Origin of the sequence: Pseudomonas sp. O230 (assembly GCF_045447035.1) — a bacterium.
Taxonomy (GTDB): domain Bacteria; phylum Pseudomonadota; class Gammaproteobacteria; order Pseudomonadales; family Pseudomonadaceae; genus Aquipseudomonas.
Genome location: NZ_JBJGXN010000019.1, coordinates 22,329 through 48,083 on the forward strand (window position 1 = coordinate 22,329; position 25,755 = coordinate 48,083).

The following is a 25,755-nucleotide window of genomic DNA, read 5'->3' on the forward strand; positions in this document are numbered from 1 at the left end:
CTACAGCGACTTTCGCACGCGCCGTCGGGCTGGCGGCATGTACGTAAAGCGTCCTGGGAGAACTGCGAAACAAATGAAAAGGAGCTGGCCGGGATTATTTTCCCGGCAAGCTCCTTCGGAATCGGGTCAAGCCTCTTGCAAGCCTACAGCGGTACGTTGCATGCCAACGAAGTTCGGCAACCCTTCGATTCTGCTCAACCAGGCACGGACATTCGGGTAGTCAGTCAGCGCCACGTTACCTTCCGGTGCGTGGGATACGTAAGTGTAGGCGGCAACATCGGCGACGGTCGGCTTGTCGCCGGCCAGGAATTTGCTCTGTCCCAGCTCCTGCTCCATGACCTTGAGCAGGGCATGAGAACGTTTGATCGTTTCTTCGGCGTCATAACCGGCACCAAACACGGTGATCAAGCGCGCAGTGGCAGGACCCGAACTGATTTGACCGGCGGCTACTGACAACCAGCGTTGAACCCTGGCTTGCTCTACCGGATCAGTCGGCAGCCATTGGCCCTTGCCGTATTTGGCGGCCAGATAAACCACGATGGCGTTGGAGTCTGCCAGGACAGTGCCGTTGTCATCGATCACCGGCACTTGGCCAAAACGGTTGAGCGCCAGGAAGTCAGGCGCTTTGTGCGCGCCCTTCATCAGATCCACGAATACCAGCTCGGTTGGCAGCCCCAGCAGGGACAGCATCAGTTCGACTCGATGAGAGTGGCCAGACAAAGGGTGACGATAAAGTTTGATCGCTTGCTGGGACATGACGTGCTCCGATTGTTGTTTGAGTTCGACCCGGTGATCGCGTCGATGGAGTTATCTTCCCCTCCCCTCGTAAACAGCGGAATGACCAGCAATTACAATCCAGCATTTCATTGCGTGTAATGATCATTATTTGCCGAACCTACTGCCCCACCGACACTCCCAACATCAAGTCCATAAAGGCGACTGACGCCGCGCTGTGGTAGTTGTTTTTACGCCGCAGCAAGGCGGCTCCGCGCCGTGGCCCCTTGTCCAGCAGCGCGATCCTGCGCAGGGCGCGGTCCTGGGTAGCGATGGGCTCCGGAAGAATAGTGGCGACCGCCGTGTGCCGCATGACTTCCAGCAACGTATTGACCGAATTGACCTCGATCACCACCTTGGGAGTGATCTGCGTCTTGGCGAAATACTCATCGATGCAGACACGGGTGGCGAAATCGGGAGTCAGCAACGCAAAGTCCAGTTGAGCGACCTGCTCGGCGGTCAAGGGTTTCTTCCAGTCATATAACGGATGATTCCGCCCCACCACCAGCCCCAGGGTTTCAATAAAAGCCGGGATCGTTTCGATGTCAGCATTTCTTACATCGTCAAACGCAATGGCGATATCCAGTGAGTCATCCGCCAGGCCGGTTTCGATATCGGCCATGGAGAGTTCAAAGATCTCCAGATGGATGTTCGGATAGAGAGCCATGTAGTCGCGCACCAACGATCCTACCAAGTACGCCATGAACGTCGGTGTCATGGCCAGGCGCAGGGTGCCGCGGGACAGATCCTTCACATCGTGCAATGCGCGCTTGCCCGCTTCCAACTCAACCAATACGCGACGTGCACATTCGATGTAAGCCTGCCCCGCATCGGTAGGTTTTACCGTGCGCGAAGTCCGGTCGAACAGCACAACGCCGAGGGTCTCTTCCAACTGCCGGATCTGTTGCGACAAGGTCGGCTGGGAAACATGCAGCGCCTCGGCGGCGCGGGTGAAGCCGCCGTTATCGGCGACCGCCAACAAATAGCGCAAGTGTCGTAGCAGCATGGAATTCCCCCTCTATAGGCCCCGCTTATGCGTTGCATTGTATATCGGTCTTGGACGCTATCGAGCAACCAGCAGAACATTGCTTCACACCCAAGCAACACAAACCTGGCAACCGCCACCAAGCAAACCCGATAGGAGAAACGCCATGCAACAGTCCCACGCTTACAACGACACCAGCCTCGAGCTGACCGCGAAAATCCTCGACGCCAAGGCGCGCAAAAACCTGTCCTTCGAACAAGTGACTGAAGGCACCGGCCTTGGCCTGGCTTACGTCACCGCTGCCCTGCTCGGCCAGCACCCGCTGCCTGAAGCCGCTGCCAAACTGATCGGCAAAAAATTGGACCTGGACGCCGACTCGGTAGCCCGTCTGCAAATCATCCCGCTGCGCGGCAGCCTGTCAGGTGTTCCAACGGATCCGACCATCTACCGCTTCTACGAAATGATCCAGATCTACGGCACCACCTTGAAAGCCCTGGTTCATGAGCAGTTCGGCGACGGCATCATCAGCGCGATCAACTTCAAGCTGAACATGAAGAAAGTCGAAGACCCGGAAGGCGGCCATCGTGCAGTGATCACCCTCGACGGCAAGTTCTTGCCACTGCGCCCTTTCTAAGCGGATACAGGCCCGCACTCCTGCGGGCCATCACCCACCACCCAATATTTCCAGAGTAAAGACCATGAAAACCATGAATACGATTATTGCCTTGTTCCTGACCGTTGCCGCCGGTAGCGCTTTCGCCGCCAATGACGCACAGACTGCGCGCACCGGCGTTCCATTCGATGTGGCAAAAACCATCAGCATCTCCGACACCAGCCAGGCATGAGGGGTTGTGCAAGCCGAGATGGTGTATGAAGACTCCAAAGGTGAGCGGCATATTGCAACGTACCTGGTCGAGGGTGGTGGTTGCAGTACGGGCTGAGTAACCACAACGCTGAATGTGCAGCCTGATCTGAAGCGATGTTCACTTGAAAATGTCGTGTTCAAGACAATTACTTAGAAAATATGATGCAACAGCTCAAAATTTCAGACTGCACATTCAGCTCTACCCTGAAGGGCGTACGCCCATCACGAATATAAAGATTTCCACTGGTTCAAATCTGCTATCGCGCGGCTTCAGCAGCGGGAAAGATATTTCATTACCAAACAACCTCACGGCGCCTACACTGCAAGATGAGCGAAATTTTGTATATGGAGATAACAAACCGGCACGCGAGAACTGGAGTCACGGACGCTACAGAGTGAGCTGCCTGGGTAAGTTCATCTATAGTCAGTGACGCCTATGAATATGGCATCAGCTATCGACTCGCTTTTGCGGTCACTTTACCGAAAACCACTGTGCCAGGTCGCCCGAGCTTGCGAATCATGAACGGGTCAGCAACCGGTTCTTCGGATTCACAATGTCCCCAGTCGATCACCTTCGGCCAATTTAATCTGCTCCCTGCCCAACGGCTGTTATTGAAAACAGGGAAACCGATTGAACTCGGAAGTCGCGCCCTCGACGTCCTGATTGCCCTGGTTGAGCATTCGGGTGAGGTGGTCAGCAACCGCGATCTGATCAGAATGGTCTGGCAGGACGTGATTGTCGTTGAGAGCTGCCTGCGTGTGCATATTTCCGCGTTACGAAAAGCCTTATCGTGTGCCGAAACGGACGTGAGCTATATCGCCAATTTTCCAGGTCGCGGCTATAGCTTCGTAGCCTCCGTCTCCCGTGATTCTGATTCCGACACTGCCCAGGTATCGCCCCCGACCTCGATCAGCGCGCTGCCGCCGCGATTGATACGAATGATAGGCCGTGACGAAACAGTCCCTGACATCTCGCAACTGATAATGCACCACCGTTTCGTAACGATCTGCGGTCCCGGCGGTATGGGCAAAACGACGGTTGCGCTGGCGGTGACCCATCATTTGGTGGCGCATTTTGAAGGCCTTCTTCTCTTCCTAGATGTCAGTTCCATCACCGATCCTGCTTTGTTGCCAGGCATTCTGGCGTCCGCGTTAGGCATTCGATTTCACGGCATGGACCCTCTTCAAGCGCTGGTCGCTTTTTTGCGAGAAAAGCGATTGCTGCTGGTGCTCGATAGCTGTGATCACGTCATCGTGGCCGCTACTTATCTTGCAGAGAAGCTATTTGGAGAAACCGAACAACTACACATTCTGGTGACCAGTCGCGAGCCATTGCGGGCTGAAGGCGAGCATGTCCATCGATTGTGTTCTTTGACTTACCCGCCAGAGATGTGCGGCTTGACGGCAACTGGCGCGCTGAAATTCTCAGCAGTGCAATTACTCGTCGAGCGAGTTCATAACAACGATAACGCGTTCATCCTGAGCGACAACGACGCGCCGATGGTTGCGCATATTTGTCGCAAACTCGATGGCATGCCTTTAGCGATAGAACTGGCAGCTGGCCAAGTCGAGGCCTATGGGATCCAGGGCATTGCCGAGTTACTGAATAGTCGAGTCAGCGTCAGCCTGTTTTGGGACGGCAGGCGGACAGCGCTGCCACGCCATCAAACGCTAATGGCTATGTACGATTGGAGTTGTGACCTGCTATCGGAAACCGAAGCTATCGTGCTACGACGGCTGTCGGTTCTGAGCGGTATTTTTTCCCTGGAAATGGTCACGGCAATCGTCAAGGCGGAAATCGATGAGTCATTGGTTATCGACGCGATTGGACGCCTGGTCAAAAAATCTTTGATTCTGGTTGAGCGTGCTGGTCGAACGATGCGTTACAAGCTGCCTCATACACTGCGGGCGTTTGCACTGGAAAAGCTACGTGCCCATGGTGAAGTGGATTTGGCGATCGAGCGTCATACCATTTGCCTGTTATCAATGCTGGAACAACTGAACGTGCCAGGTGAGCCGCTTCCTGAATACGAGCGAATTCAATTGTACATTGAGCACTTGGGGAACATTTGCTCAGCATTGGAATGGGCGTTTTCCAATCGTCGCAACCTGCTGCTCGGCATCCGTCTCGCCGCGGCAGCCGCCCCCCTATTCCTCGGTTTATCGATGCTGGATGAGTGTCGGCGGTGGAGTGAGCGGGCCCTGACGGCACGAGTCGAAGTAGCCAATGGAGCGCCACTGCTCAAAGTGCAGCATTGGCCATGTTCAATCCCTTCAATGATGGCGTCAGGCACCTCACAAACCCTGCCGGTCAACCCTCACAAGGGAATTGAATCCGTCGCAAATATTAACGACATCCTGCTTCGTCAATTGCAGCATTCTGTTCTGCCTGGATCCGAGGGGATACGGAGCCCTAATGATATCCAGTGGCAGAAGCTAAATCTCAGTACGCGAATGACTGAACCTAAAATTATCGCCATGATGCAGCGGGCGTTGGAAGACAGTGGCAATCCTGTCGGTGTGCCGGGGTTCTCATTCCGAACATGCAAAGCCAATTCAGACCTAAAGCCGCCGCTCGTGAACGAGGACGAGTTCTCCTTCGGTTATGACTATCGCATTCGTGCACTGGCATCTTTGGCTAGAGTTTTATGGCTACGCGGATACCCAGATCAAGCTGCCCGAATTGGACGGCAAGCCTTGGGTGATGCCTACGACTTGCGCCATCCCGCGACCATCTGCCTTTCGCTCATTTATGTGACAACGGTTTTTTTATGGATGGGTGATTGGAACAATGCGGCACAGACAATTGATAAACTGATCTCGACGGCCGAAGAGAATGCCTTTGGGCACGATCATGCCGCGGGTATAGGTTTAAAAGGCATTCTGCTGATCGGCCAAGATAGAGTGGATGCAGGCATACATCTCTTACATGACTGCTTAAACGTGCTGAGCATTGAGAACCATCAGGTGCTCAATACCATGTTTGTGAGATGCCTTGCAAAGGGTGTTGCGGCCAAAGGCCGATATGACAATGCGATCGAGATCGCCAGCGGCGCACTGGAAATGGTCGAGAACGTCGGAGAAACATTTGATACCCCAGAAATTTTGCGGGTGACCGCAGACTTGTATGCGTATCGACCGGGCCCAGACCTGGCCTTGGCGGAGCAATACTTGAATCGCTCACTGGCCTGCGCCGAACGCCTATCGGCCTTGGCTTGGGAACTGCGCACCGCTATCTCTCTTACCCGTCTGCATCTTTTGCAAGGTCGGGACGCCGAGGCAGGCCAGCGACTTCAGAGCGTCTACAGTCGATTTTCCGAGGGCTTTGATTCAGCTGATCTGCGTGCTGCAATACAATTGCTGAACTCATTGAACAAGCAAAGCGCATTGCAACTCACCCCAAGAGGACGTCCTGCCACGAGGCCGGACTCAACCCCGTGACATACGGCTCAATCAAACCTTGCCACCCAACATTCTGAGTACTTCTTCGGTAGTCCATACAGCGTTCGCCATGAACCGGTAGTTGATTATCGCTGCCAGATAACCATCACCTTCAGGAAGTTTCGGTCCCGCCACAGCATCACGCACCACCGCCACTTCGAACCCCTGTTCGAGCAGCTCGCGCATGTGTGATTCAACACAGAGATTGGCCAGCATCCCCGTCAAAATGACCTGGTCAACGAGCTGCTTACGCAACTGGAGAGTCAAGTCGTTGACCTGTGGGCCGTACAGCTTGTGAGGTGAGCAAACGAAGGTTTTACCGTCCTCAATATAGGGCTTGAACTCCGGCATGAAGTCGCTTCCCGAGTTGGCAAACCCCTCCAGATCGATGGCACTCTTGCGATCAAACAGTTTCATTGAGTGCTGCATGACTTCCACGGGAGCCTGGATTTTCCAGTTGTGATCAGTGGCCCAGTAGTAGTGCGGTGAAATCGCCACGGTGATACCTGCCGCTTTGGCGGCCTTGAACAAGCTCAATAGGTTCGGGACGAGATTCTGTTCCGTCACTGATTCCCCCGTCATTGGCCACGCAAGGCCCTTGGAACTCATGAAATCAATCTGCGGATCGATCACCACAAGAGCTGTCCGGGAAAGATCGAGCTTCATAGTCGATTTCGGCAGCGCTGGATTTTTCGGAGCGGCGTATTTCTCAAGTCCTGCGGGAGCAGATTTTTCGGCGCCGAATGAAGGCATTGCGCCTGCTGCCACGGTTGCAACAGCACCCATTACAAATGAGCGCCTACCGATGGGGTAGAATTTCTCAGACATGATTTCTCTCCAGTCAGTTATGACCTTCAACTGCGTAGAAATGCCAATAGGTCCTTGTTGAGTTGTTCTCTATGGGTTTCCGTCAGTCCGTGGGGCGCCCCTGGATAGACCATCAGGGTTGCATTAGGAACAAGCTTTTTCGAGGCTCGGCCGGCGGCATCGATCGGCACGATCTGGTCATCGTCGCCATGGACGATCAGGGTCGGTTTATCGAATTTTTTTAGATCTTGGGTGAAGTCAGTTTCCGAAAAAGCCTTTATGGAATCGAAGGTGTTTTTAAACCCGCCCACCATTCCCTGACGCCACCGGGAATCGATCATCCCCTGGGAGGTTTTGGCCCCTGGCCGGTTGAAACCATAGAATGGGCCCGCTGGAATGTCCCTGAACAACTGCGAGCGGTCGGCGATCATCCCAGCACGAATACCGTCGAATACATCAATAGGTAAACCGCCTGGATTCGCAGCAGTTTTCAACATCAGCGGGGGTACGGCAGATATCAGACAAATTTTCGCCACTCGCGATGTGCCGTGCCTGCCCACATAACGAGCCACTTCGCCGCCGCCAGTGGAGAAACCCATGATTGTGGCGTTTTTCAGATCCAGGGTATTGATCACCGTGGCCAAGTCATCGGCATAGTGATCCATGTCATTTCCGTCCCACGGTTGGCTGGAACGACCATGTCCCCTGCGATCATGAGCAATCACCCGGAATCCTTGATTTGCCAGGAAAAACGCTTGACCATCCCAACTGTCGGAGTCGAGAGGCCAGCCGTGACTGAGGGTTACTACCGGCCCAGTTTTTGGGCCCCAATCCTTGTAGTAAAGAATCACACCGTCGCTAGTGGTGATTGTGTTGGAAGTGACGTTATGCGATTTAGCCGGCTCAGCTGTCTGTGCTTGAGCGGACATTGGCAACACGGTGGTAATGGCTGCGCCTAGGCCGATTATCACGAGGCTACGGCGCGTCGCCTCATCATGGGAAAGCGGAGATTGGTCTGCCATTTTTCAACTCCGTGGGCTGGCAACGAGATCAGTGACACCGGATCATGTTATGAGCGGGAGAAGGAAAAACTATGAGCGTCCGGAGACGTGGCAACGAGTAAAGAGATGTTAAACGGTGTTATGAAATGCAAAGCACCAAACTGGGTCCACGCACCAAAATGGGAATGGTTGGACTAAGGAGACTACCAAAGGTTATTCCGGCAGATGGATGTGCGACGCGAAAAATAAACTGGACTGCAGTCGCATAAAAACGTTTTTACACAACCTCAATAGAGGATGTGTAAAAACGTCAAAGAGGGGGTTTCGAATGTCAGATCCAAGCTTATCTAATGGTGATGTTCCGTCATTGCGTAGGGCAAAACTTCTTAGATCACCCTACAAACTATTGCGGTGGTGTGGCCTTAAAGCTGGGCAGCTCCTGAATTCGTGTCCACCAGTCAGCGAAGCCTTTGGTGGCAAATATTTCCTCTGCGTCCGGCGTCATCGATAAGTAAGCACATGCCGGTGCTAGGTACAGGTCGCCGATGCTCAATGCGGGCCCGCCCAGAAACGGATCGTTACCTTTGATCTTCATCAGCTCGCTGAGCACCAGTTTCGATTTCTCGATGCCTTGAAGGCGAGAGGCGTCGTTCTGCCCGCCAATGAAGTCGGGGAACAGGTAATAACCGAAGACGGAGGCCATCGAACCATAACCATAGGAATCATAGATCGCCTGGGCCATGTGGCTCCTGGCGCGGTCCCGAGCAGTTTTGGGCGTCAGTGAAATGCCAGGCAGGACTTCATCTAGGTAGCTCATGATCGCACTGGTTTCAATCACCCTGAAATCGTCGTGATCGATGACCGGCACTTTCCCGAACGCATTCCGTGCGAGGTGTTCCGGCTGATGCGGTTCACCTTTCATCACGTTTACCTGTAACTGATTGAATTCCGCTCCTTTTTCCTTCAGCAGCATTTTCACCGTACGAACGTATGGACTGCCGTCAAAACCGTAGAGAGTAAGGCTCATGACGCGTGCTCCAACATAGATAGACGTTATCGAGCCCCTGGCTTGTAAGCAGTGTTGCGATGCCAGAGGAATCGAGTCTGCAATACATCAAAACGAGCTTGTCGGTATACGGGAGCAACGGCGGCAGGCGGCCGCGGGGGAGGTCAACGTCAATTTGACGGTGCTGTAACCGATGTTGGTGGTGACGTACACCTAGGCAAGCCCATTCAATGTAGACCAATTCAATGACGAGTGAACGGCGTGTTCACGACCCTATTTGTCGACATACGCTCTCCCCTGCCCCGCTCAAACCAAATCGAATTTCAAGCAAAAGCGCGAGGCTGATTTCGTCTGTTCTTCTGTGCGAGCTTACCCACAACCCGAATGGCAATTGCCGAAAACATGATGCTAAACGGCAATACATACCAAGCGCTCAGGGGGATGCGTTTGAAGTTGGAGTAAGCAAAAACGGCTGCTAGCACCCACATGCCGGTGAGGTGCAAGGCTTTCCAGGTCTTGGGACCAATCAGACGTGTGGTGGTTTTGAAGGACGTAATTGTCATCGACAGGATAAACAAATAGCCAAGCGTGCCAGGGATGTTGGTGATAGTGCTTCGACCGGGCCAGAACTAGGTGTTCAGCTGACCGTACTTGTAGATCAATACCGCATGCAGCAGGTGAGAAAACGCGAATGCCAGACCAATGAAACGACGCTCGCGCACAAGCGCTTTGGAAAACGGGGACGGTACCAAAACAGCGAATGCAGAGGCGGTGAAAGCCACAAGAAACAGAGCAAACGAGGTTCGCGCGGTGGCGCGGATTGCGCTACGTAGACCTTCAACTAAATCTTGATTCAGCGCCAGTATCAACGCCGTCATCACCAATATCAGCAAACACAGCAGACCGAACAGCGACCAGCCTTCGTAACGAGGTAATTGGACTTTCATAACAAGGCTCTTGAAAAAGTATTTGGTTTGGCCGTCTGCTGTCATCGGCCAGATACAGGTGTACGCAGGGTCACAAACTCTTCTGCCGAGGTCGGGTGCACACCGATGGTTTCGTCGAACAGACGCTTGGTCGCACCCGCTTTCAACGCGATGGCCAGCCCTTGGATGATGTCTCCGGCGTCGGGCCCCACCATGTGCGCGCCCAAGACCCGATCAGTAACAGCATCCACCACCAGCTTCATCAACGTCTGCTCAGATGAATCCGTGAGGGTCAGTTTCATCGGCTTGAATCGGCTTTCGAAAACGGTCACATTGTGGCCATTCTCCAGCGCCTGTTCCTCCGTCAGTCCAACGGTTCCGATGTTGGGCTGGCTGAACACAGCAGTGGGAATGTGGCGGTAATCTACTGGACGATATTCTTCAGGCTTGAACAATCGACGAGCGACCGCCATGCCTTCCGCCGTGGCGACTGGGGTCAGTTGCACTCGGCCGATCACATCACCCAACGCCAGAATCGATGGCTCGCGGGTTTCGAAGTTGTCGTTAACGTCGATGTAACCCTTGTCATTGAGTTCGACTCGGGTATTTTCCAGGCCCAGATTGTCGAGCATTGGCCGGCGGCCAATGGCGTAGAAGATGCTGTCGGTTTCCAGTTGACGACCGTCGTTGAGTGTCGCCAGTAGACTACCGTCAGACTGTTTATCGATCTGGACGATATCGGTGTTGAATTCCAATTGCAGTCCGCGCTTGGTCAGCTCCTGCACCAGGTGCGTGCGAACCGCCTTATCAAACCCACGAAGGAATAGATCACCGCGATACAGAAGGCTGGTGTCGGCGCCAAGGCCATTGAAGATGCCGGCGAATTCGACGGCGATGTAACCGCCGCCCACCACCAGTACTCGCTTGGGCAGTTGCTCCAAAAAGAATGCTTCATTCGAAGTGATGGCATACTCGCGACCTGGAATATCCGGAATTTGTGGCCAGCCGCCTGTTGCAATCAAAATGCGTTCGGCGCTGAAACGCTGTCCATTGATTTCCACATGATGCGCGTCGGCCAGTCGTGCATGACCTTCGAGTATCGTTACGCCGCTGTTGATCAGCAGTTTGCGATAAATACCATTGAGTCGTTCGATCTCACGGTTCTTGTTGGAGATCAATTTTCCCCAGTCGAATTGTGCCTTGCCGGCAGCCCAACCAAAGCCCTCAGCCTGTTCAAAGTCGTCAGCAAAATGGGACCCGTAGACCAGCAGTTTCTTCGGTACGCAACCGACGTTGACGCACGTACCACCGAGGTAGCGACTCTCGGCAACCGCCACTTTCGCGCCGAACCCTGCGGCAAAACGCGCCGCGCGGACACCGCCGGAACCTGCACCAATCACAAATAAATCAAAGTCGTAGGTCATCTCAATTCTCTGCAAGGTCGCACAACACTTGGGCGCCGAATGTCGTTATAGGGGAGAAAAACGAAGCTTCAATGCACGCAAAATTAGGGCGCATAGTTTCAGGACCGACGCCTTGTTCTGATGCGTGCTGGCTCTGTGCGTGACATGAGCCGCTCTAGATTCGCTAGCCAGCGCTCCCATCAATTGGGGCAGCAATAAGCCGCCTTCGTATTCGGTAACGGCCATGGCTGGAGTATCCAACCAAGGGTTACCGTCGCAGGAATGAGCGACATCAATCATGTGGGGACTCCCTGGATGGACACTGCATTAACCCGAAATGGGTCAATTGCTTCTGCGTTCAGTCTCACCATGTATGGGCAATTAGAGAACCAGCAGGGATGTCATGACTTAATTGTGCTGTGTGAAATAATCCAGCGAGGCGTTGTTCTGAACATACTGATCAGGCTTGGCGTCAGCGTCTTATGCGAGGTCATTGATAGTTTCAAAATTCCAAGTCTCCGAAACTCCTCTTGGTTCGACTGCACCGTTGGTTAAGCGGAGGCATCGCAATGCACTGAAATGCATCTGGTGTCCTTTGAGATGTATGAAGTTAAAATGGAGAATCTTCGGGACACATAGCCAACAGTGTCTTTGAAAAAATCAGCTCTCTGCCGAGCTACTGATAAACCCGACCGGTCCCCTTCCCGACCGCCCACACCATGGTGAAACCGCTTCATGTCTCTTGCGCTCGAACGTCTAGTCGCTGGCACGCCAATTCCTTTCGCTGGTAACCGCGTCACTGTGGTCAGCCCCGAACTGGCCTTGCGGTTTCAGCCCGGGGACCACTTGTTGGTGGAGCAGACCAGTGGCGAGTTGTTGCTGATCCCGGTGGCCGACCAGAAAGCCGCAGCAGTGGCGATCGAGCGCGCCGAAGCGGCATTCACCGCGATGTCGGCGGTGTCGGATCAGGCCATCAGCACCTTCTTCGATCTGTTCGCCCAACGCCTGGAAACGCCGGATTGCTGGGCCTTGATCGAAGCGGCCAACCAGGCCGACCTCGAGCGGGCCAAGGCCCGTGGCCGCTCGACCACGCGCCTGCTGGCCAATGAGCGCATGCGTCGCGACATGATCGCCGGCCTGCGCGCATGGCGCGATGCCTCGGCCACGCGCGGCAAAGTGATCAGTTGCGTCGAGCATGACGGCTGGAAAGTCGAGCAGGTAGTGTCGCCGCTGGGGATTGTCGCGTTCGTCTTCGAAGGCCGGCCGAATGTCTTCGCCGACGCCGCTGGCGTGCTGCGCACCGGCAACACCGCAGTGCTGCGCATTGGCAGCGATGCCCTAGGCACGGCGCAAGCGATTGTCACCCACGCGCTGAACCCGGCATTGAGCGAGGCCGGTTTGCCGGTGGGCGCGGTGTCGCTGGTGGAAAGCATCAATCACGCCGCCGGTTGGGCCATGTTCGCCGACCGGCGTCTGTCGCTGGCGGTGGCCCGTGGGTCGGGGCGTGCCGTCAGTCAATTAGGCAGCATCGCCCAACAGGCCGGCACCGCCGTGAGTCTGCATGGCACCGGTGGCGCCTGGCTGGTCGCCGACAAGGACGCCGACGCCACGCGCTTCGCCAGCGTGGTGCGCAACTCCCTGGATCGCAAGGTCTGCAACACCCTCAATGTCTGCCTGATTCATCGCGCCCGCGCCGCCGAACTGGTGCCGCTGTTTCTGGAGGCGCTGCAACAGGCCGGCGCGGCACGAGGTCAGGGCTGCAAGTTGCACATCGTCGAAGGCAGTGAACAGCACTTGCCGGCTGACTGGCAGAGCGCAACCGTCGAGGTCTACCGCGCCGAAGGCTATCAGACCGAAGCCCTTGCCGAACCGCTGCCGCAAGCGCAAATGGGCCGCGAGTGGGAATGGGAGGAAACCCCGGAAGTCAGCCTGAAGATCGTTGACGACCTGGACGGCGCCATCGCCTTGTTCAATCGCTACAGCCCGCAGTTCACCGTGTCGTTGATCAGCGAAGACGCAGCAACCCAGGAACGCTTCTACAACGCTGTCAACGCGCCCTTTGTAGGCAACGGAATTACCCGTTGGGTTGATGGCCAGTACGCACTCAACAAGCCGGAACTGGGCCTGTCGAACTGGGAGAGCGGACGCCTGTTTGCCCGCAGCGCGATTCTCTCCGGAGACGGCGTGTTCACCATTCGCAGCCGCATGACCCAGGTCGATCTGTCAGTCAAACGCTGAGCCGCGAGCAACATCGAACGCACGCACCGGAAATGCCGGGGCGTGCGTTTTTCGTTACTGCTTGATCAGGAACTGACGCGTCAGGGCAGCGACCTCGTCCAGTCGGGTATCCATCACGAAATGCCCGCCGTCGAGGATATTGATCTGCGCATCGGGCAAGTCGCGCCTGAATGCCTCCGCACCGGCGACAGTGAAGGCCAGGTCATGCTTGCCCCAGACCACCAGTGTGGGCAGGTGATGTTCACGAAGCCATTGCTGCCAGGTCGGGTAGGCTTCCAGGTTCGTGCGATAGTCATAAATCAACGCCATCTGAATCGCGCCTTTACCCGGGCGATTGAGGAACGCGACTTCGTCTTGCCAGAGGTCGGGGTTGTACGCCGATACATCCGGGTCACTCCCGATGTGGCGCTGCTGGGTGACCTCAACGGACAGATGCGCCGCCTGGAACTTGGCCTCATAGGCGCTACGGTCGGCCCAGTAGGCCTTGCGGCTCTCCCATATCTTGCCCAAACCCTCGGCGTAGACGTTGCCGTTCTGGAAGACCAGGGACGTCACCGACTGCGGCCTCGCCATCGCCAGCCGCATACCGACGGGTGCACCGTAATCCTGCATAAACAGACTGTATTTCTTGAGCCCGACAGCATCGGTGAAGTGTTCGATCAAGGTGGCAAGGTGATCAAACGTATAGACAAACTGATCCGGCGCAGGCGCATCGCTGTTGCCGAATCCGGGGTAGTCCGGTGCGATCAAGTGAAAGTGGTTGCCCAGTTGCCGCATCAGTCCGTCATACATGCGTGACGAGCTGGGTACGCCATGCAGCAACAGCACGTTCGGGGCATTGACGTCGCCGATTTCTCGATAGGCGATGTTCACGCCATCGACCATCACGTGGCGATACATCATTTTCGGCATTTCCGCTTGAGCATGGCCGAAGCCAAACATGAACGGCAATGCGAGCAGCATCAGGTATTTGAACAGGGACATCACCGGTACTCCCGCGTCGTGCAGAGTCGCTCTGCTGAGAGGTTCGAGTCAGCGCGTTGTCTGGCGCTCAAGTGAATACTCAACACATCGGTAACCGAGCGGAATAACTACCCGTGACAATGCGGTATTTCACCGGGTGAAAGAATGGTGTTCGGTAACGGTAGAGACATCAAAGACGAAAGCCACTTGGCCGCCCTACGCCACAACGTGGGCTATAGGACGGCAGGTGTTGCGTAACTATGTGACGATCAAGCGCGATGTTCGCGGAGCAATTGCCGAGCGGAGTCCGCCATCACGGGCAGAGAGCCAGCGAGCATCAGCAGGTCCTTGAGTACCAGGCGACCGGCACCGGACAGGTAAGGAAAACCGTGATGTGCGTCACCAAGAGCACCCACCCAGGCTTCGGGCGTGGTGATCAAAAAGCTCAACGTCACCAGTGGCGTGCCGAAGGCCAATGCACCACCAAGCAGCCCGGTGCGTCGGGAGATCGGGTTGGACAGCACCAACAGGCCAATCAGGATTTCGACAATGCCCAACCCGGTCGAGAACCCGTATGTGTTGTTGGCTGTCTGCCAGGCGCGTTTCTCGACGTTCAGTTCACCTTCATGGGTCAGGTGAGCCTTGTACTCTTGCGGGTGTTCATAGAAGAACGACATGAACGGGCTATTGGCGACAAACGGTGTGATGCTGTCCGCCTCGTAGGGCACGAATTTGAGCGCGCCAATCCAGAGGAACACAACTCCGATCGCCAGTCGCATTAGCGATGCGCCAAAGGTGTCCAGCTTGCTGATGAATCTTAACCAAGCAGTAAATGAGGTGAGCATGAGACTTCTCCAGAAGATTGAATGTGGAGGTAGTCTGCGGTGTCAGCGAAAGGTGTTTTTGTTCGTCATGCTCAAGTTGTTGCTTGATCGTCTCAAGGTGTCCTCGGCGTACTGATGGCGTAAAAAAAGCCTCGGCACTTTGCAGTGACGAGGCGCTAGGTGAGCGCATTTCAGGCTAGTTTTTCAACGTGTCGTACGCTTCGAGTGTGCGTAGTGAATAGATGTATGCAGCACCTGCGTTCATCGAGATCGCGGTTGCTAAAGTAGCGGCCACTTCTTCTCGACTCGCGCCAGCGTTAATCGCACTGTTCGTATGAGCAGCTATACACCCGTCGCAGCGAGTAGTGACGGCAACGGCGATAGAGATCAGCTCGCGTGTTTTGACATCCAGCACATCGTTTTCGGCAGCGGCTTCACCGAGGGCCATGTAGGCCTTGACCATTTTTGGATTGCTCTTGCCCAGTGCGCCGAAGGCTTTCTGGATAGTGGGCAATAATTCGGACCAATTACTGAACATTGCATAAACTCCTGAACGGGTTGGTGTACTGTTTCAACACGTTCAGTTTTCCCCTGTGACGAGATTCAGGTTTGTTCAATCCGCTCAGTTTTTTCTGCGAAGCTCTCAAATGAATTCAATCGACAAACTCATCAGCTTGGCCAACGTTCGGGGCAGTCTGGATCTGCGTTGTCGGTTTCAGGGGGATTGGGCTCGAGATCACGAACAGGAAGCCTTGGGGAAAGCGCCCTATCACATTGTGTTGGAGGGAGCGTGCCGAGTGGAGTTTTCGGATGGTCAGCGCTTCCCCATGCACGCCGGCGACATATTGCTGCTGCCCAGGGGCGCACCACATGTCATGCATAGCCTTGGGAAAACTGTACAACCAACATCACCCACATTCGTCTCAGGTGGGATTTTGCCGACATACCGCATTGGGAATGTCAGCACAGATCTGGACATGCTGTGTGGTGGCTTTCACTACAATCGGGCTTCGATGTTGTTTGCAGCACTACCTGAGTACCTGGTGATTCCCAGTGGAGCCTTAGCGGACAATGGTGTACTAGCGGCGTTGGTCGAGATATTGCGCAGTGAAGCAGATGGCGATCAGTTAGGCGCTCGGTTTTTGCTCGATGCGTTGTCTCAAGCATTGTTCACTTTGATTCTGCGCGCGCATCTGGCGAGTCACGGCCAAGACAGCGGTACGCTTGCATTACTCAGTGATAAACGTTTGGGTCGCGCCTGGCAGTCGATGTTGGCTGACCCCGCTTATGAATGGACAATAGAGGGTCTGGCCGAGACTGCGAGTATGTCTCGTGCAACCTTTATGCGGGCTTTTGTAAAGGTGGCCGGCGTCTCACCGTGGGTGTTGCTTACGCAGGTCCGGATGGAATTGGCCTTCAGCCTACTGAGTCATTCCCACTTGGGATTGAACGATATTGCGGCCCAGGTTGGGTATCAATCGCAGGCGGCGTTCAGCAAGAAATTCAAGGAGATTTATGGCGAGGCGCCGGGACGGGTGCGCCGCGGAATTTAATTTCTCCGACCTTTCCATTTGTCGGAGATAAATACGCTCGTAAGGACGGCTCAGCCCCGAGCGGCTTGCGACACAGCAAATGTATCTTCGAGCATCTTGAAATTGATGATCAGCCCATCGCTAATTTCCAGTACAAGTACAAACGATGTTTCGATGAGCTTGCCCGTCGCGTTGACCCGGGATGCAAGTGCCCCCAGGATCATTGCGCGGTGTTCATTAGCCAGAATATCCTGAACAGTAAGGCTCTCGCTAGTAAGCAGCGTTGCAGTGTCCCTTACGAAATTAACAATTGCTTCTTTGCCCTGCTGCTTGCCGAGCCAAGGTAGCGCTCCCACATCCCCCGCAATTTCCCATTTTGCATTTTCATCGAATAGAAGCGTTAGTGCCTGAGCATCGCCACTACCCAGTTTCTGCAAAAAGTCCTGTGCGAACTCGAAATTGGCTTGCCCGTTCATCGTCGGTAAATCTCTGGTCGTTTTGAAGGATCGCATTGTCGAATAACGAAATTGAGTTTCCTAGTACGCACCATTTGGTAAGTACACGAAAAGATCTAAAGCGAAGCCACCTGATTAGGGACCTGCCGCCTAGCCTTCACGCGATAAACTGAGAATCAGGTCCTCTTTCACTGATTTTTTATCACGGACTCTGGCGATTACAGCAATGACGTCCATGTTTTGGGTGCCCCATTCGCATACAGGTTGAAGCGCACGTCCCATATCAACCCCAAAGGCCTCTAGCTCGTACTCAACGTGAAGTGGGACCTTCTGAAAATCGATGCGACGCACTAGCCCATCGCGCATCATTTCCTTCAGTTGCTGGCTCAACACTTTCTCGCTAACCGAGCCGACAAGTCGTCTCAACTCACTAAAGCGTCGCGGTTGCCTGCTCAAGTGAAACAAGATCAGCAACTTCCATTTTCCACCGACAAGATTGAGCACGGCTTCCAATCCGCACCCGAATGGCTCTTGAGTCATACCGTCACCTCCACATCGAAATCTGCGTTTGAGTCCACCAACGGGTCTGTTAGTTCCAGTCTCGATTTACAGATAGTGTCTTCCTAAAAATGGCAATTGACAGCATTGGCACCCACGTCATGAGGCCAGCTAAAGCTCCGTCGAGCGTCGTTGTTTTTGGGCTTAACCGCTGATCATTTCAGCGGATGAAACGCTGGATTGTATAAGGTGGTCATTTCGGAGTTTTAGACAGGAGTGGAGGATGGCCCGTCGACGCGAATAACGAGTCGAATGCCCATATCCATCTGACATCGCACGTTGACACAGCGGATCGCCGCGTAGACAACATGCGTGACCTCCGGAGAAACCCGTGGAATTTCTACTCTATTTAGTTCTTGGCGCATGCGCTGGAGTATTGGCTGGCCTGTTTGGTGTTGGCGGCGGGCTCATCATCGTCCCAGTGCTTGTGTTCAGCTTCACCCTACAGGGCTTTGACAGCTCGGTACTGACGCATCTGGCAGTGGGCACCTCACTGGCCACCATTATCTTTACAACGATCCTATCAGTAAGAGCACATCATCGCGCCGGCGCAGTGTATTGGAGAGTATTCGCTTGGATGACGGTTGGCATTCTGATCGGTGCCGGGTTGGGTTCAGGCACTGCCAGCTTCATCGCCGGCCCAGATTTGCAAAAGATCATTGGCGTGTTCGCGATCGTAGTAGCGGCCAAGATGGCTCTGGACTTTAAACCAAAAGTCAGCCGCGGATTACTGGGTAAGCCAGGTCTGGCTTTAGCCGGCGTGTTTATCGGTTGGGCTTCCGCCATTTTCGGAATTGGCGGTGGCTCTATGACTGTGCCGTTCCTGACTTGGCGCAGCCTCACTATGCAGCAGGCGGTTGCGACATCCGCCGCTTGCGGATTTCCTACTGCGGTTGTGGGTACGATTAGTTTCATGATTCTTGGATGGCACGACCCACTGCTTCCAGCGCATAGCCTTGGTTTTATTTACCTGCCTGCGGTGATCGGTATTGCACTCACCAGTATGTTCGTTGCCCCACTTGGAGCGAAGCTGGCACACAAGCTTTCACCCAGGACATTGAAGCTGCTTTTCGCCCTGATGTTGGTGGGGGTTGGAATTGATTTTCTGACCTGATCCGTCGGCTTGTAAGCGGCTCCTTTAAGTGAGCAGAGAGCACCATTGCGCGGCCCCATGGCAGGTTCCGGCATAGCCGGCTTCCAGCAAAGCATCCTAATGCTTGGCGCTAGCAGGCATTGCAGAGGTTTGAAATACCTCAAATGCTCAAAGGGGAAAGTTGGCTTCCTTGCTTTTCAACCGAGGGTCTGCTGCTAAGCTCCTTCAATTGCAGTAACAAAATCGGCAGTCCGCATTGGGTCAGTTTTCAAAAGGCAGGGATAGGTCAGTTCTCATTAGCGCCGGCTACTCGGGAGTCTTTATGCAAAGAACAACCCTGCCCGCCGCGATTGTTCTCGCCGGCTTCTCAATTGGGGCCAATGCCGCTGACGCTAACGGGCATGGGTTCATCGAGGACAGTCTGACGACCATCAGCAATCGCACCATGTATTACTCAAATGACAACCACGAAGGTGGTGCCGACTAACGTGAAACAGCTACAGCACTCAAGTTCGGGTTCGTTTCGGGTTTCACACAAGGCACAGTAGGTTTCGGCCTCGACGTGGCATCTCTGGTAGCTATTCACTTGGACGGGGGTAAGGGGCATCACCCCGACGCTAACACTTTCTTCCCCAGTGACACGGATGGCTCAGCAGCTCATTCATGGAGCAGAGCGGGTGCTAACGTCAAAGCGCGTTTCTCAAAAACCGAGATAGCAGTCGGTAATATTTTCACGCCCAGTCTGCCAATACTCTTAGCTACAGACTCGCGTTTGGTCATACAAAATTTCGGGGGGGGGATAATCACTTCCAAGGAAATCGACAGCCTTACGATTACCGCCGGCAAAATTGAACAGTCTTCTGGTAGGGCTACCAGCAACCCCACTGGACTGGCTGTTGCAGGTGGCACCAAGGACTCGAACGATTTCCGCTTTGCAGGCGGCGATTGGAAGCCTACCAAGGATCTACTACTCCAGTACTACTTCGCCAAACTTGAAAACTATTACACACAGAGTTACCTGGGATTGGTACACGTATTACCCCTAGGCAATGAGCAATCATTCAAAACAGATCGGCGATACTTCGACAGCAACTCTGATGGGAAAAACGGCGACGTCGGGTACCGCTTCAACAACAACGGCGGCTTTGCGAAAACACCTGGAGAGGTTGATAACAAGACCTGGTCTGCAATGTTCACCTACACCCTTGGAGGACATGCGTTCTTGCTCGGTCACGAAAGCGTCAGCGACGATGGAGGGTTCGTTTGGCTCAACCAAGGCAACGTCGTAGATAGCCGAAATCGACCGGAGGGTAACGGCGGTACTGCCTTCTACCTGTTTACGGATGCCATCGTGGGCAACTTTTCCCGAGCCGGCGAACAGACGAACTTTGGTCAGTATTCCTACGATTTTTCCAAGCTGGGTGTGCCCGGGTTGAAAACCTCGATCTCCTATCTCAAGGGTGACCAGATTAAGGATGTTGCCGGGGGAAGCGATCACGAGGAGTGGGAACGCGACATGCGGGTGGACTACGTCATTCAAGAAGGCCCTTTGAAAGGCTTTGGAACAACATTGCGCCATGGCACTTATCGCGGCGATAGCTCCGTGGTGCCGGACCAAGATCAAACACGCATTATTTTTAACTACAGCTATTCGCTGTAAATCCCTTGAGGGACCTGCACTCTCCTTGCCGCCGAGACGCATCGAGTACGGCTCTGTGTAGCCTGATCAGCGCATTGAAATCTTTCAGCGCACCACACCTCTGCTTGAGCGGTGTCATCTCATCCGCGAGGACGAAAATCGGCCCTGCCAATGGACAGCTTGGGCGCTAGACAGTGCCCGTCAGAACCAAGTGGACTAACAGCCGTGCCCATCGTATTGCTAAGCCACAACAGTGTGCCTGGCGAGGCCAATGCGAGCGCCTCGGCCATTTCAGTGAGTGAAACAGTCGATTGTAGTTTCTGGTCGTTCTCACGTGCTTGATTCAAGCAGACCATGACCCTCGCAGTTATCGATTTGCAGCCGGTCGTAGAGGCGCGAGCCCTAAATGCTCCACAGAAGGTATGCATTTTCCCAAGGAAGGCATAGGCGCCTTTGCACCGATTTCAAATTGCCCTACCTGCATCAATCCTCTTCACGTACAGGAACATTAGATGAACAAGTTATTCGCAGGTCTGGCCTTGGCGACGGCAATGGTCAGTTCGACCGCCGCGCTCGCCGCTCCGGTCAAACCGACCGTGGTGCTGGTGCACGGTGCCTTCGCCGATTCCAGCTCTTGGAACGGTGTAGTTAAGATCTTAGAGAAAGATGGCTACCCGGTGATCTCAGCCTCCAACCCTCTTCGTTCGCTCAAGGGCGATGCACAGTCGGTAGCCGATGTGCTGGCGAGCATCAAGACACCAATCGTCTTGGTCGGTCATTCTTATGGCGGTCCGGTCATCAGCGAAGCTGCCTATGGAAATGCCAACGTCAAAGCTCTGGTGTATGTCGCCGGTATTGCACCCGATGCAGGTGAATCCACTGCCGACTTGGCTGGCCGCTTCCCCGGTAACACCCTGGGTCCAACCCTGGCGCCACCGGTTGAATTGGCCGACGGCGGTAAGGACCTCTACATCCAGCAGGACAAGTTTCACGATCAGTTCGCTGCGGACGTCTCGAACGCCGACGCCAAAGTGATGGCTGCGACCCAACGCCCTGTGACCGCAGCAGCGCTCAATGAAAAGTCGAGCGAACCCGCTTGGAAAACAATCCCTTCATGGTTCGTTTACGGTGACAAGGACAAGAACATCCCGGCACAAGCCCAAGTGTTCATGGCTGAACGTGCGCACGCTAAAAAGACCGTTGTGGTCAAAGGCGCGTCCCATGTCGTGATGGTGTCCAATCCGAAGGTTGTCGCCAGCCTGATTGAAACGGCTGCCTCCGCCAAATGACGACTGCTCGCAACCGTCAATGGAGCGGTCGCGGCATTCGATCTACCGCATCTGGCCGCAAGGCCGGATGCACTTACAGACCCTCGACAATGTAGTCGACAAAACTGCGTACATTCATCGTTGGAGAATGTGTGATGACTTCAAAATTGCTTGTTCTAACCGCGACCGTCAGTTTTCTCTGTGGGCTAGTTTTTTCAGTTGCTGCATCCGCTGATTCAACCCCGGGCCCAGTCGCAGAAGGATCGCCAGTGTTTGGCGTAACACTCCCACCGGGCTACCGAAATTGGCAGTTCGTCAGCATCGCTCATGAAGAAGGTGACAAGCCTGACATTCGAGTCATTCTGGGAAATGATGTCGCCATGAAGGCGTTCCGGGATGGAACTCTTCCATTTCCAGATGGCACGATCATCGCTCGACTCGCTTACAAGTATGAGTCTTCCGCGCAAAACAACGCCGCCTTTGGCCGGGAACAGTCTTTCATCGCTGGGGAGCCCACCAACGTCCAGATTGAAGTCAAAGACTCAAAACGCTACGCCAGTACGGGCGGTTGGGGCTACGGGCAGTTTGAAAAAGGCAAACCCAATCCCAGTGAACAAATCATCAACGGCTGCTTCGCCTGCCATACAAAATTACCCCCGGCGACGGATCTGATCTTCACAAAATACTCCGAGTAACTGACAGTCTCAGGTACTCAGTTTCGTATCGATGGCCAGGTAAAGCTCGGCAAGCCTCCTTCAGCAAGCTGAAGACTTAACCAAGGACTCGATTACTCCGACTCGGATCGAGGACTTCTGCCCTCCAAGCTTTGAGTTGATCCTGGACAGATGATTTCTTCTCATGATTGTGCTTATGCCTTGTCCTCCTCGTCGGGGGAGAACAAGGTGGATCAGTCGCAGTGCATGGTGGCCGCTAACCGCCACAAAACTGACTTTCACTTAAGGCGGTTGGCCAATGGGTGTCTCTCTGCGATCAAGAAGACACGACTTACATCTATAGGCTGGACTTATCTAAAGGATTGCATATCGGTCTTGGACGCTATCAAGCAAGCGACAGAAGATTGCTTCACACCTGAGCACCACCCATTAAGCAATTCCAACGAAGCAAACTTGATAGAAGAAACCAGCTCTTCTACATCTAGGAGCCAGCATGTCCAGACTAACAACAATGGATGCGGAGACCATCAGTTCTCAGCCAGATGGGTTGCCTGAAAACGCCCGCCGCCTCGCTATATTTTCTTTGGCGATCGGTGTCGCCATGGCGTCACTCGACACCGCAATTGCCAATGTCGCTTTACCTGCAATAGCCACTCAATTGCAGACAACACCTGCATCATCGGTTTGGATCATCAACGTCTATCAGTTAGCGATGGTTGCAACGCTCCTTCCATTCGCTGCGCTGGGTGAAATCATCTCCTACCGGCGGGTTCTACTTTTCGGACTGTTTTTATTCACATTGGCATCGCTTGCCTGTGCTCTGGCCTGGTCGTTGCCTTCACTGGTCATAGCTCGGTTATTCCAAGGAATAGGGGCTAGCGCCGTTATGGGTGTCAATACAGCCATGCTTAAAGCTATTTATCCGACGCGCATGCTAGGACGTGGCTACGGAACCAATGCCTTGGTTGTTGCGGTTGCTTTTGCAATCGGACCGACCATGTCATCCCTCATTTTGTCAGTTGCCAGTTGGCCATGGTTATTCGCAATCAACGTTCCGCTTGGCTTGGTTGCACTTTTCCTGGGGCGTAAAGTATTGCCTGATACCCGCCGGGCGACTCACAAGTTTGATGGTCTGACTGCCCTCTACAACATAGTCGCGTTCAGCTTTTTGATTTTGTTATTCGGGGATGCTGCCCACCAAGAAAAATTCACTACCCTAGCATTGGAATTGGCCGCAACTGCCTTGTTCTTCGCACTGCTCTTGAATCGGCAGGCAGACCATAAGGCGCCGATGCTGCCGATTGATCTGCTGCGTCGGCCCATGTTTGCGCTTTCTGTCGTGACGTCCGTATGCACCTTCGCAGCACAAGGACTGGCGTTCGTAGCCCTGCCGTTTTATTTCTTTACGGCGCTTGGAAAATCCCCAGTAGAGGCTGGTTTTCTCATGACGCCATGGGCTGTCATGGTAGCGATAATGGCCCCAATTGCCGGACGCTTGAGTGATCACTATTCTCCCGGCGCATTAGGCGGAATTGGCCTTTCAATACTGGCGGTTGGGTTGGTAGCTCTAGTACTTATGCCTGATGCCCCGTCGACTTTGAACATTAGCTGGCGCATGGCTATGTCAGGCATTGGGTTTGGTTTTTTCCAAGCTCCTAACCTCAAAGGTTTTATGGGCAGCGCGCCACTGACACGTGCTGGCAGTGCAAGCGGAATGGTTGCTACGTCAAGATTGGTTGGACAGGCGATTGGTGCGGCGCTGGTTGCGTATTGCTTCATGTTATCGAGCGAGCATGGAGCAACGTTAGCGTTATGGGGAGCCGCTGGATTCGCAGCGACCGCAAGCATTGCAAGCTTTGCCCGAGTCGTTGCTGTGCGAACTTGAAATCGCGAAGGCCAGCATACTTTAATGACCGCTCAGCCGATTGCTCCCTCATAGGCAGTAATCGGCCGATTGTGTTGAAAAAGTCGGTTTGCTCGAACCACCCGCGTATTGACTCGTGAAAACGCCTTGTCTGCGCGCTGCTACGTGAAATCTGAGCTAGGAAGCCACTGCCGAAAGTTAGGATTTCAATCTACGACGCGTACTTTTCTGCCCTGGAAACCGAAGCCGACTTTTTCAACAGAATCGGCCAGAAGCAGCCCTTCGAGGTTAACCGCATTTGGCTCTTCATACACCACTGATATGGAGGAGCTATCCTTGGAAAACCGTTCAGGGTGACTCTCCGTATGCTCCAGATTTATTAGCCTGCTGTTCTTCCTGTTTTCACCGTCGCGTGAAAAACTGCGCGCTCTTTGCCGCTCACTTTTTGTCTGTTTTGATGGAACTGCCGATGGACATCATGGATACCAAGCAAGAAAACACCCTCGAAAAATCACTCAGGCTGGCGGCGGATGAACCGGCCAATCGACCTGACTTTTTCAAGACTCTGTTGAATTCCACTATCTACGTCCTTGGCACTGCCGGCACTGGCGAAGGTCAAGTCAACCTCGAGGCTGGTAGCAACATCAGCATCGCGCATTGGCAAAAGCCTGACGGCTCCGCTGTCATCCCGTTTTTTTCTTCGTTGCAAACACTACTAAGATCCATAGATAGCGAAGAGTCCTACGTAGAGATCCCGGCCAGATCGCTGTTTGAAATCACACTGGGCACCCCTCTTTTCCTCAATCCAAAGTCTCCTTACGGGAAAGAGTTTTTCCCGGAGGAAGTGCGCCATCTGCTCTCCGACGAGATCGGCCAAAAGCCGGTGCAGCGCACGGTCGAAAAAGACACCAAAGTGCTGCTCGGACAGCCGTCGCAATATCCGTCGAAGATGGTCAACTCGCTCACACAATTACTCGCCAAACATCGCAACGTAAAGCGTGCATTTCTGGCGTTGATGCATGACGCATCGTCTGATCAAAAGCCTCATCTAATCATTGGTATTGAAGCGGACGGAGATATTGAACTGGTCATGCGCGAAGCCGGCAACGTTGCCGGGGATACCGCTCCGGATGGCGACCCCGTTGACCTCTATCGCGTTCACGAAGGGGAATCAGGCCTTAGCGATTACTTCCTCAAGCAAACCGCACCCTTCTATGAACGGAAGTCGGCAGGCTGGCTGCGTTCATTGTTCGGCTTTGGCAAAGCGTGACAAAGATCAACGTCGTGCTAACCGCCGAGCAGGCCTGCGAAATCGTGCTTGGCCTGTTTGACGGCGTCATGAGAGATGGCAAACCTGAGCGTTTTGTCATTCAGTCATGTGAGCTTTCCGCCAACGGCCATTACTGGCCGGTTGCAGCCCTTTGCGACAGGCAACAATC

At 54.2% G+C, this 25,755-nt stretch carries 23 protein-coding genes and 2 pseudogenes; 12 read left to right on the forward strand and 13 right to left on the reverse strand.

Annotation, left to right across the window (positions count from 1 at the left end):
- Window positions 1-126: 126 nt before the first annotated feature.
- Together ACI77H_RS29625 and cynR are read right to left on the reverse strand one after the other, a co-directional pair.
- Window positions 127-756 (reverse strand): glutathione S-transferase family protein, encoded by a 630-nt coding sequence (locus tag ACI77H_RS29625; protein ID WP_407015443.1) that lies wholly within the window; start codon window positions 754-756, stop codon window positions 127-129.
- A 139-nt stretch (window positions 757-895) separates the two neighbouring features.
- Window positions 896-1,780 (reverse strand): transcriptional regulator CynR, encoded by an 885-nt coding sequence (gene cynR / locus ACI77H_RS29630; protein ID WP_407015445.1) that lies wholly within the window; start codon window positions 1,778-1,780, stop codon window positions 896-898.
- Between the two features lie 145 nt (window positions 1,781-1,925).
- Between cynR and cynS the strand changes: the two genes are divergently transcribed.
- The 4 genes from cynS (at window position 1,926) to ACI77H_RS29650 (ending at window position 6,065) form a co-directional block, all read left to right on the forward strand.
- The gene (cynS, locus tag ACI77H_RS29635) at window positions 1,926-2,393 is read left to right on the forward strand and encodes a cyanase (RefSeq protein WP_407015447.1); all 468 of its coding nucleotides are present in this window, start codon (window positions 1,926-1,928) and stop codon (window positions 2,391-2,393) included.
- Between the two features lie 64 nt (window positions 2,394-2,457).
- On the forward strand, window positions 2,458-2,604 hold the full coding sequence (locus ACI77H_RS29640) for a hypothetical protein (protein ID WP_407015449.1): 147 nt from the start codon (window positions 2,458-2,460) through the stop codon (window positions 2,602-2,604).
- 6 nt (window positions 2,605-2,610) lie between these two features.
- Entirely contained in the window at window positions 2,611-2,700 is a 90-nt protein-coding gene (locus ACI77H_RS29645) for a DUF2790 domain-containing protein (protein ID WP_407015451.1), read from the forward strand.
- Window positions 2,701-3,143: 443 nt separating this feature from the next.
- On the forward strand, window positions 3,144-6,065 hold the full coding sequence (locus ACI77H_RS29650) for a winged helix-turn-helix domain-containing protein (RefSeq protein ID WP_407015476.1): 2,922 nt from the start codon (window positions 3,144-3,146) through the stop codon (window positions 6,063-6,065).
- 12 nt (window positions 6,066-6,077) lie between these two features.
- Here ACI77H_RS29650 and ACI77H_RS29655 read toward each other — a convergent pair whose 3' ends face one another.
- The 6 genes and pseudogenes from ACI77H_RS29655 to ACI77H_RS29680 form a co-directional block, all read right to left on the reverse strand.
- Complete coding sequence (locus tag ACI77H_RS29655) at window positions 6,078-6,818, reverse strand: cysteine hydrolase (RefSeq protein ID WP_407015478.1); 741 nt, start codon at window positions 6,816-6,818, stop codon at window positions 6,078-6,080.
- Between the two features lie 101 nt (window positions 6,819-6,919).
- Window positions 6,920-7,801, reverse strand: a complete 882-nt coding sequence (locus ACI77H_RS29660; protein WP_407015479.1) for an alpha/beta fold hydrolase — start codon at window positions 7,799-7,801, stop codon at window positions 6,920-6,922.
- Between the two features lie 475 nt (window positions 7,802-8,276).
- A complete protein-coding gene (locus tag ACI77H_RS29665) occupies window positions 8,277-8,900 on the reverse strand; it encodes a glutathione S-transferase family protein (RefSeq protein ID WP_214383458.1) in 624 nt (207 codons plus the stop codon).
- 302 nt (window positions 8,901-9,202) lie between these two features.
- A pseudogene (locus ACI77H_RS29670) lies at window positions 9,203-9,826 on the reverse strand (ferric reductase-like transmembrane domain-containing protein).
- A gap of 41 nt (window positions 9,827-9,867) precedes the next feature.
- Entirely contained in the window at window positions 9,868-11,229 is a 1,362-nt protein-coding gene (gene gorA / locus ACI77H_RS29675) for a glutathione-disulfide reductase (protein ID WP_407015453.1), read from the reverse strand.
- 45 nt (window positions 11,230-11,274) lie between these two features.
- Entirely contained in the window at window positions 11,275-11,508 is a 234-nt protein-coding gene (locus tag ACI77H_RS29680) for a hypothetical protein (protein ID WP_407015455.1), read from the reverse strand.
- A 435-nt stretch (window positions 11,509-11,943) separates the two neighbouring features.
- Between ACI77H_RS29680 and ACI77H_RS29685 the strand changes: the two genes are divergently transcribed.
- Window positions 11,944-13,446: an aldehyde dehydrogenase family protein gene (locus tag ACI77H_RS29685; RefSeq protein ID WP_407015456.1), complete on the forward strand. Its 1,503-nt coding sequence runs from the start codon at window positions 11,944-11,946 to the stop codon at window positions 13,444-13,446.
- A gap of 54 nt (window positions 13,447-13,500) precedes the next feature.
- Here the strand turns inward: ACI77H_RS29685 and ACI77H_RS29690 are convergent, their stop codons facing one another.
- The 3 genes from ACI77H_RS29690 to ACI77H_RS29700 all read right to left on the reverse strand — a co-directional run bounded on the left by ACI77H_RS29690 (window position 13,501) and on the right by ACI77H_RS29700 (window position 15,771).
- The gene (locus tag ACI77H_RS29690; protein WP_407015458.1) at window positions 13,501-14,430 is read right to left on the reverse strand and encodes an alpha/beta fold hydrolase; all 930 of its coding nucleotides are present in this window, start codon (window positions 14,428-14,430) and stop codon (window positions 13,501-13,503) included.
- Window positions 14,431-14,678: 248 nt separating this feature from the next.
- Window positions 14,679-15,254 carry a reactive chlorine resistance membrane protein RclC gene (gene rclC, locus ACI77H_RS29695; protein WP_407015460.1) on the reverse strand — a complete coding sequence of 192 codons (576 nt, stop codon included), beginning with the start codon at window positions 15,252-15,254 and terminating at the stop codon, window positions 14,679-14,681.
- A gap of 175 nt (window positions 15,255-15,429) precedes the next feature.
- A complete protein-coding gene (locus ACI77H_RS29700; protein WP_407015461.1) occupies window positions 15,430-15,771 on the reverse strand; it encodes a carboxymuconolactone decarboxylase family protein in 342 nt (113 codons plus the stop codon).
- A 109-nt stretch (window positions 15,772-15,880) separates the two neighbouring features.
- On the opposite strand from ACI77H_RS29700, the gene ACI77H_RS29705 reads away from it, so the two are divergent.
- Window positions 15,881-16,786, forward strand: a complete 906-nt coding sequence (locus ACI77H_RS29705; RefSeq protein ID WP_407015463.1) for an AraC family transcriptional regulator — start codon at window positions 15,881-15,883, stop codon at window positions 16,784-16,786.
- A gap of 50 nt (window positions 16,787-16,836) precedes the next feature.
- Here the strand turns inward: ACI77H_RS29705 and ACI77H_RS29710 are convergent, their stop codons facing one another.
- Together ACI77H_RS29710 and ACI77H_RS29715 are read right to left on the reverse strand one after the other, a co-directional pair.
- Complete coding sequence (locus ACI77H_RS29710) at window positions 16,837-17,241, reverse strand: nuclear transport factor 2 family protein (protein ID WP_407015465.1); 405 nt, start codon at window positions 17,239-17,241, stop codon at window positions 16,837-16,839.
- Window positions 17,242-17,370: 129 nt separating this feature from the next.
- Window positions 17,371-17,760 carry a winged helix-turn-helix transcriptional regulator gene (locus ACI77H_RS29715; RefSeq protein ID WP_407015466.1) on the reverse strand — a complete coding sequence of 130 codons (390 nt, stop codon included), beginning with the start codon at window positions 17,758-17,760 and terminating at the stop codon, window positions 17,371-17,373.
- Window positions 17,761-18,109: 349 nt separating this feature from the next.
- Between ACI77H_RS29715 and ACI77H_RS29720 the strand changes: the two genes are divergently transcribed.
- From ACI77H_RS29720 to sseB, 6 genes and pseudogenes are all read left to right on the forward strand, one after another.
- A complete protein-coding gene (locus tag ACI77H_RS29720; RefSeq protein WP_407015467.1) occupies window positions 18,110-18,892 on the forward strand; it encodes a sulfite exporter TauE/SafE family protein in 783 nt (260 codons plus the stop codon).
- Window positions 18,893-19,193: 301 nt separating this feature from the next.
- A pseudogene (locus ACI77H_RS29725) lies at window positions 19,194-20,531 on the forward strand (OprD family outer membrane porin).
- Window positions 20,532-21,022: 491 nt separating this feature from the next.
- Complete coding sequence (locus ACI77H_RS29730) at window positions 21,023-21,799, forward strand: alpha/beta fold hydrolase (protein ID WP_407015469.1); 777 nt, start codon at window positions 21,023-21,025, stop codon at window positions 21,797-21,799.
- A gap of 134 nt (window positions 21,800-21,933) precedes the next feature.
- On the forward strand, window positions 21,934-22,473 hold the full coding sequence (locus tag ACI77H_RS29735; protein WP_407015470.1) for a cytochrome P460 family protein: 540 nt from the start codon (window positions 21,934-21,936) through the stop codon (window positions 22,471-22,473).
- A gap of 472 nt (window positions 22,474-22,945) precedes the next feature.
- Window positions 22,946-24,337 carry an MFS transporter gene (locus ACI77H_RS29740; RefSeq protein ID WP_407015471.1) on the forward strand — a complete coding sequence of 464 codons (1,392 nt, stop codon included), beginning with the start codon at window positions 22,946-22,948 and terminating at the stop codon, window positions 24,335-24,337.
- A gap of 448 nt (window positions 24,338-24,785) precedes the next feature.
- Window positions 24,786-25,586 (forward strand): enhanced serine sensitivity protein SseB, encoded by an 801-nt coding sequence (gene sseB / locus ACI77H_RS29745; protein ID WP_407015472.1) that lies wholly within the window; start codon window positions 24,786-24,788, stop codon window positions 25,584-25,586.
- The last annotated feature ends 169 nt before the right edge of the window (window positions 25,587-25,755 follow it).

Excerpts from the sequence above, each read along its gene's own strand:
- ACI77H_RS29625 (WP_407015443.1), bottom strand. The coding sequence starts at position 756 with ATGTCCCAGCAAGCGATCAAACTTTATCGTCACCCTTTGTCTGGCCAC.
- cynR (WP_407015445.1), bottom strand. The coding sequence starts at position 1,780 with ATGCTGCTACGACACTTGCGCTATTTGTTGGCGGTCGCCGATAACGGC.
- cynS (WP_407015447.1), top strand. The coding sequence starts at position 1,926 with ATGCAACAGTCCCACGCTTACAACGACACCAGCCTCGAGCTGACCGCG.
- ACI77H_RS29640 (WP_407015449.1), top strand. The coding sequence starts at position 2,458 with ATGAAAACCATGAATACGATTATTGCCTTGTTCCTGACCGTTGCCGCC.
- ACI77H_RS29650 (WP_407015476.1), top strand. The coding sequence starts at position 3,144 with ATGAACGGGTCAGCAACCGGTTCTTCGGATTCACAATGTCCCCAGTCG.
- ACI77H_RS29655 (WP_407015478.1), bottom strand. The coding sequence starts at position 6,818 with ATGCCTTCATTCGGCGCCGAAAAATCTGCTCCCGCAGGACTTGAGAAA.
- ACI77H_RS29660 (WP_407015479.1), bottom strand. The coding sequence starts at position 7,801 with ATGTCCGCTCAAGCACAGACAGCTGAGCCGGCTAAATCGCATAACGTC.
- ACI77H_RS29665 (WP_214383458.1), bottom strand. The coding sequence starts at position 8,900 with ATGAGCCTTACTCTCTACGGTTTTGACGGCAGTCCATACGTTCGTACG.
- gorA (WP_407015453.1), bottom strand. The coding sequence starts at position 11,229 with ATGACCTACGACTTTGATTTATTTGTGATTGGTGCAGGTTCCGGCGGT.
- ACI77H_RS29680 (WP_407015455.1), bottom strand. The coding sequence starts at position 11,508 with ATGATTGATGTCGCTCATTCCTGCGACGGTAACCCTTGGTTGGATACT.
- ACI77H_RS29685 (WP_407015456.1), top strand. The coding sequence starts at position 11,944 with ATGTCTCTTGCGCTCGAACGTCTAGTCGCTGGCACGCCAATTCCTTTC.
- ACI77H_RS29690 (WP_407015458.1), bottom strand. The coding sequence starts at position 14,430 with ATGTCCCTGTTCAAATACCTGATGCTGCTCGCATTGCCGTTCATGTTT.
- rclC (WP_407015460.1), bottom strand. The coding sequence starts at position 15,254 with ATGCTCACCTCATTTACTGCTTGGTTAAGATTCATCAGCAAGCTGGAC.
- ACI77H_RS29700 (WP_407015461.1), bottom strand. The coding sequence starts at position 15,771 with ATGTTCAGTAATTGGTCCGAATTATTGCCCACTATCCAGAAAGCCTTC.
- ACI77H_RS29705 (WP_407015463.1), top strand. The coding sequence starts at position 15,881 with ATGAATTCAATCGACAAACTCATCAGCTTGGCCAACGTTCGGGGCAGT.
- ACI77H_RS29710 (WP_407015465.1), bottom strand. The coding sequence starts at position 17,241 with ATGAACGGGCAAGCCAATTTCGAGTTCGCACAGGACTTTTTGCAGAAA.
- ACI77H_RS29715 (WP_407015466.1), bottom strand. The coding sequence starts at position 17,760 with ATGACTCAAGAGCCATTCGGGTGCGGATTGGAAGCCGTGCTCAATCTT.
- ACI77H_RS29730 (WP_407015469.1), top strand. The coding sequence starts at position 21,023 with ATGAACAAGTTATTCGCAGGTCTGGCCTTGGCGACGGCAATGGTCAGT.
- ACI77H_RS29735 (WP_407015470.1), top strand. The coding sequence starts at position 21,934 with ATGACTTCAAAATTGCTTGTTCTAACCGCGACCGTCAGTTTTCTCTGT.
- ACI77H_RS29740 (WP_407015471.1), top strand. The coding sequence starts at position 22,946 with ATGTCCAGACTAACAACAATGGATGCGGAGACCATCAGTTCTCAGCCA.
- sseB (WP_407015472.1), top strand. The coding sequence starts at position 24,786 with ATGGACATCATGGATACCAAGCAAGAAAACACCCTCGAAAAATCACTC.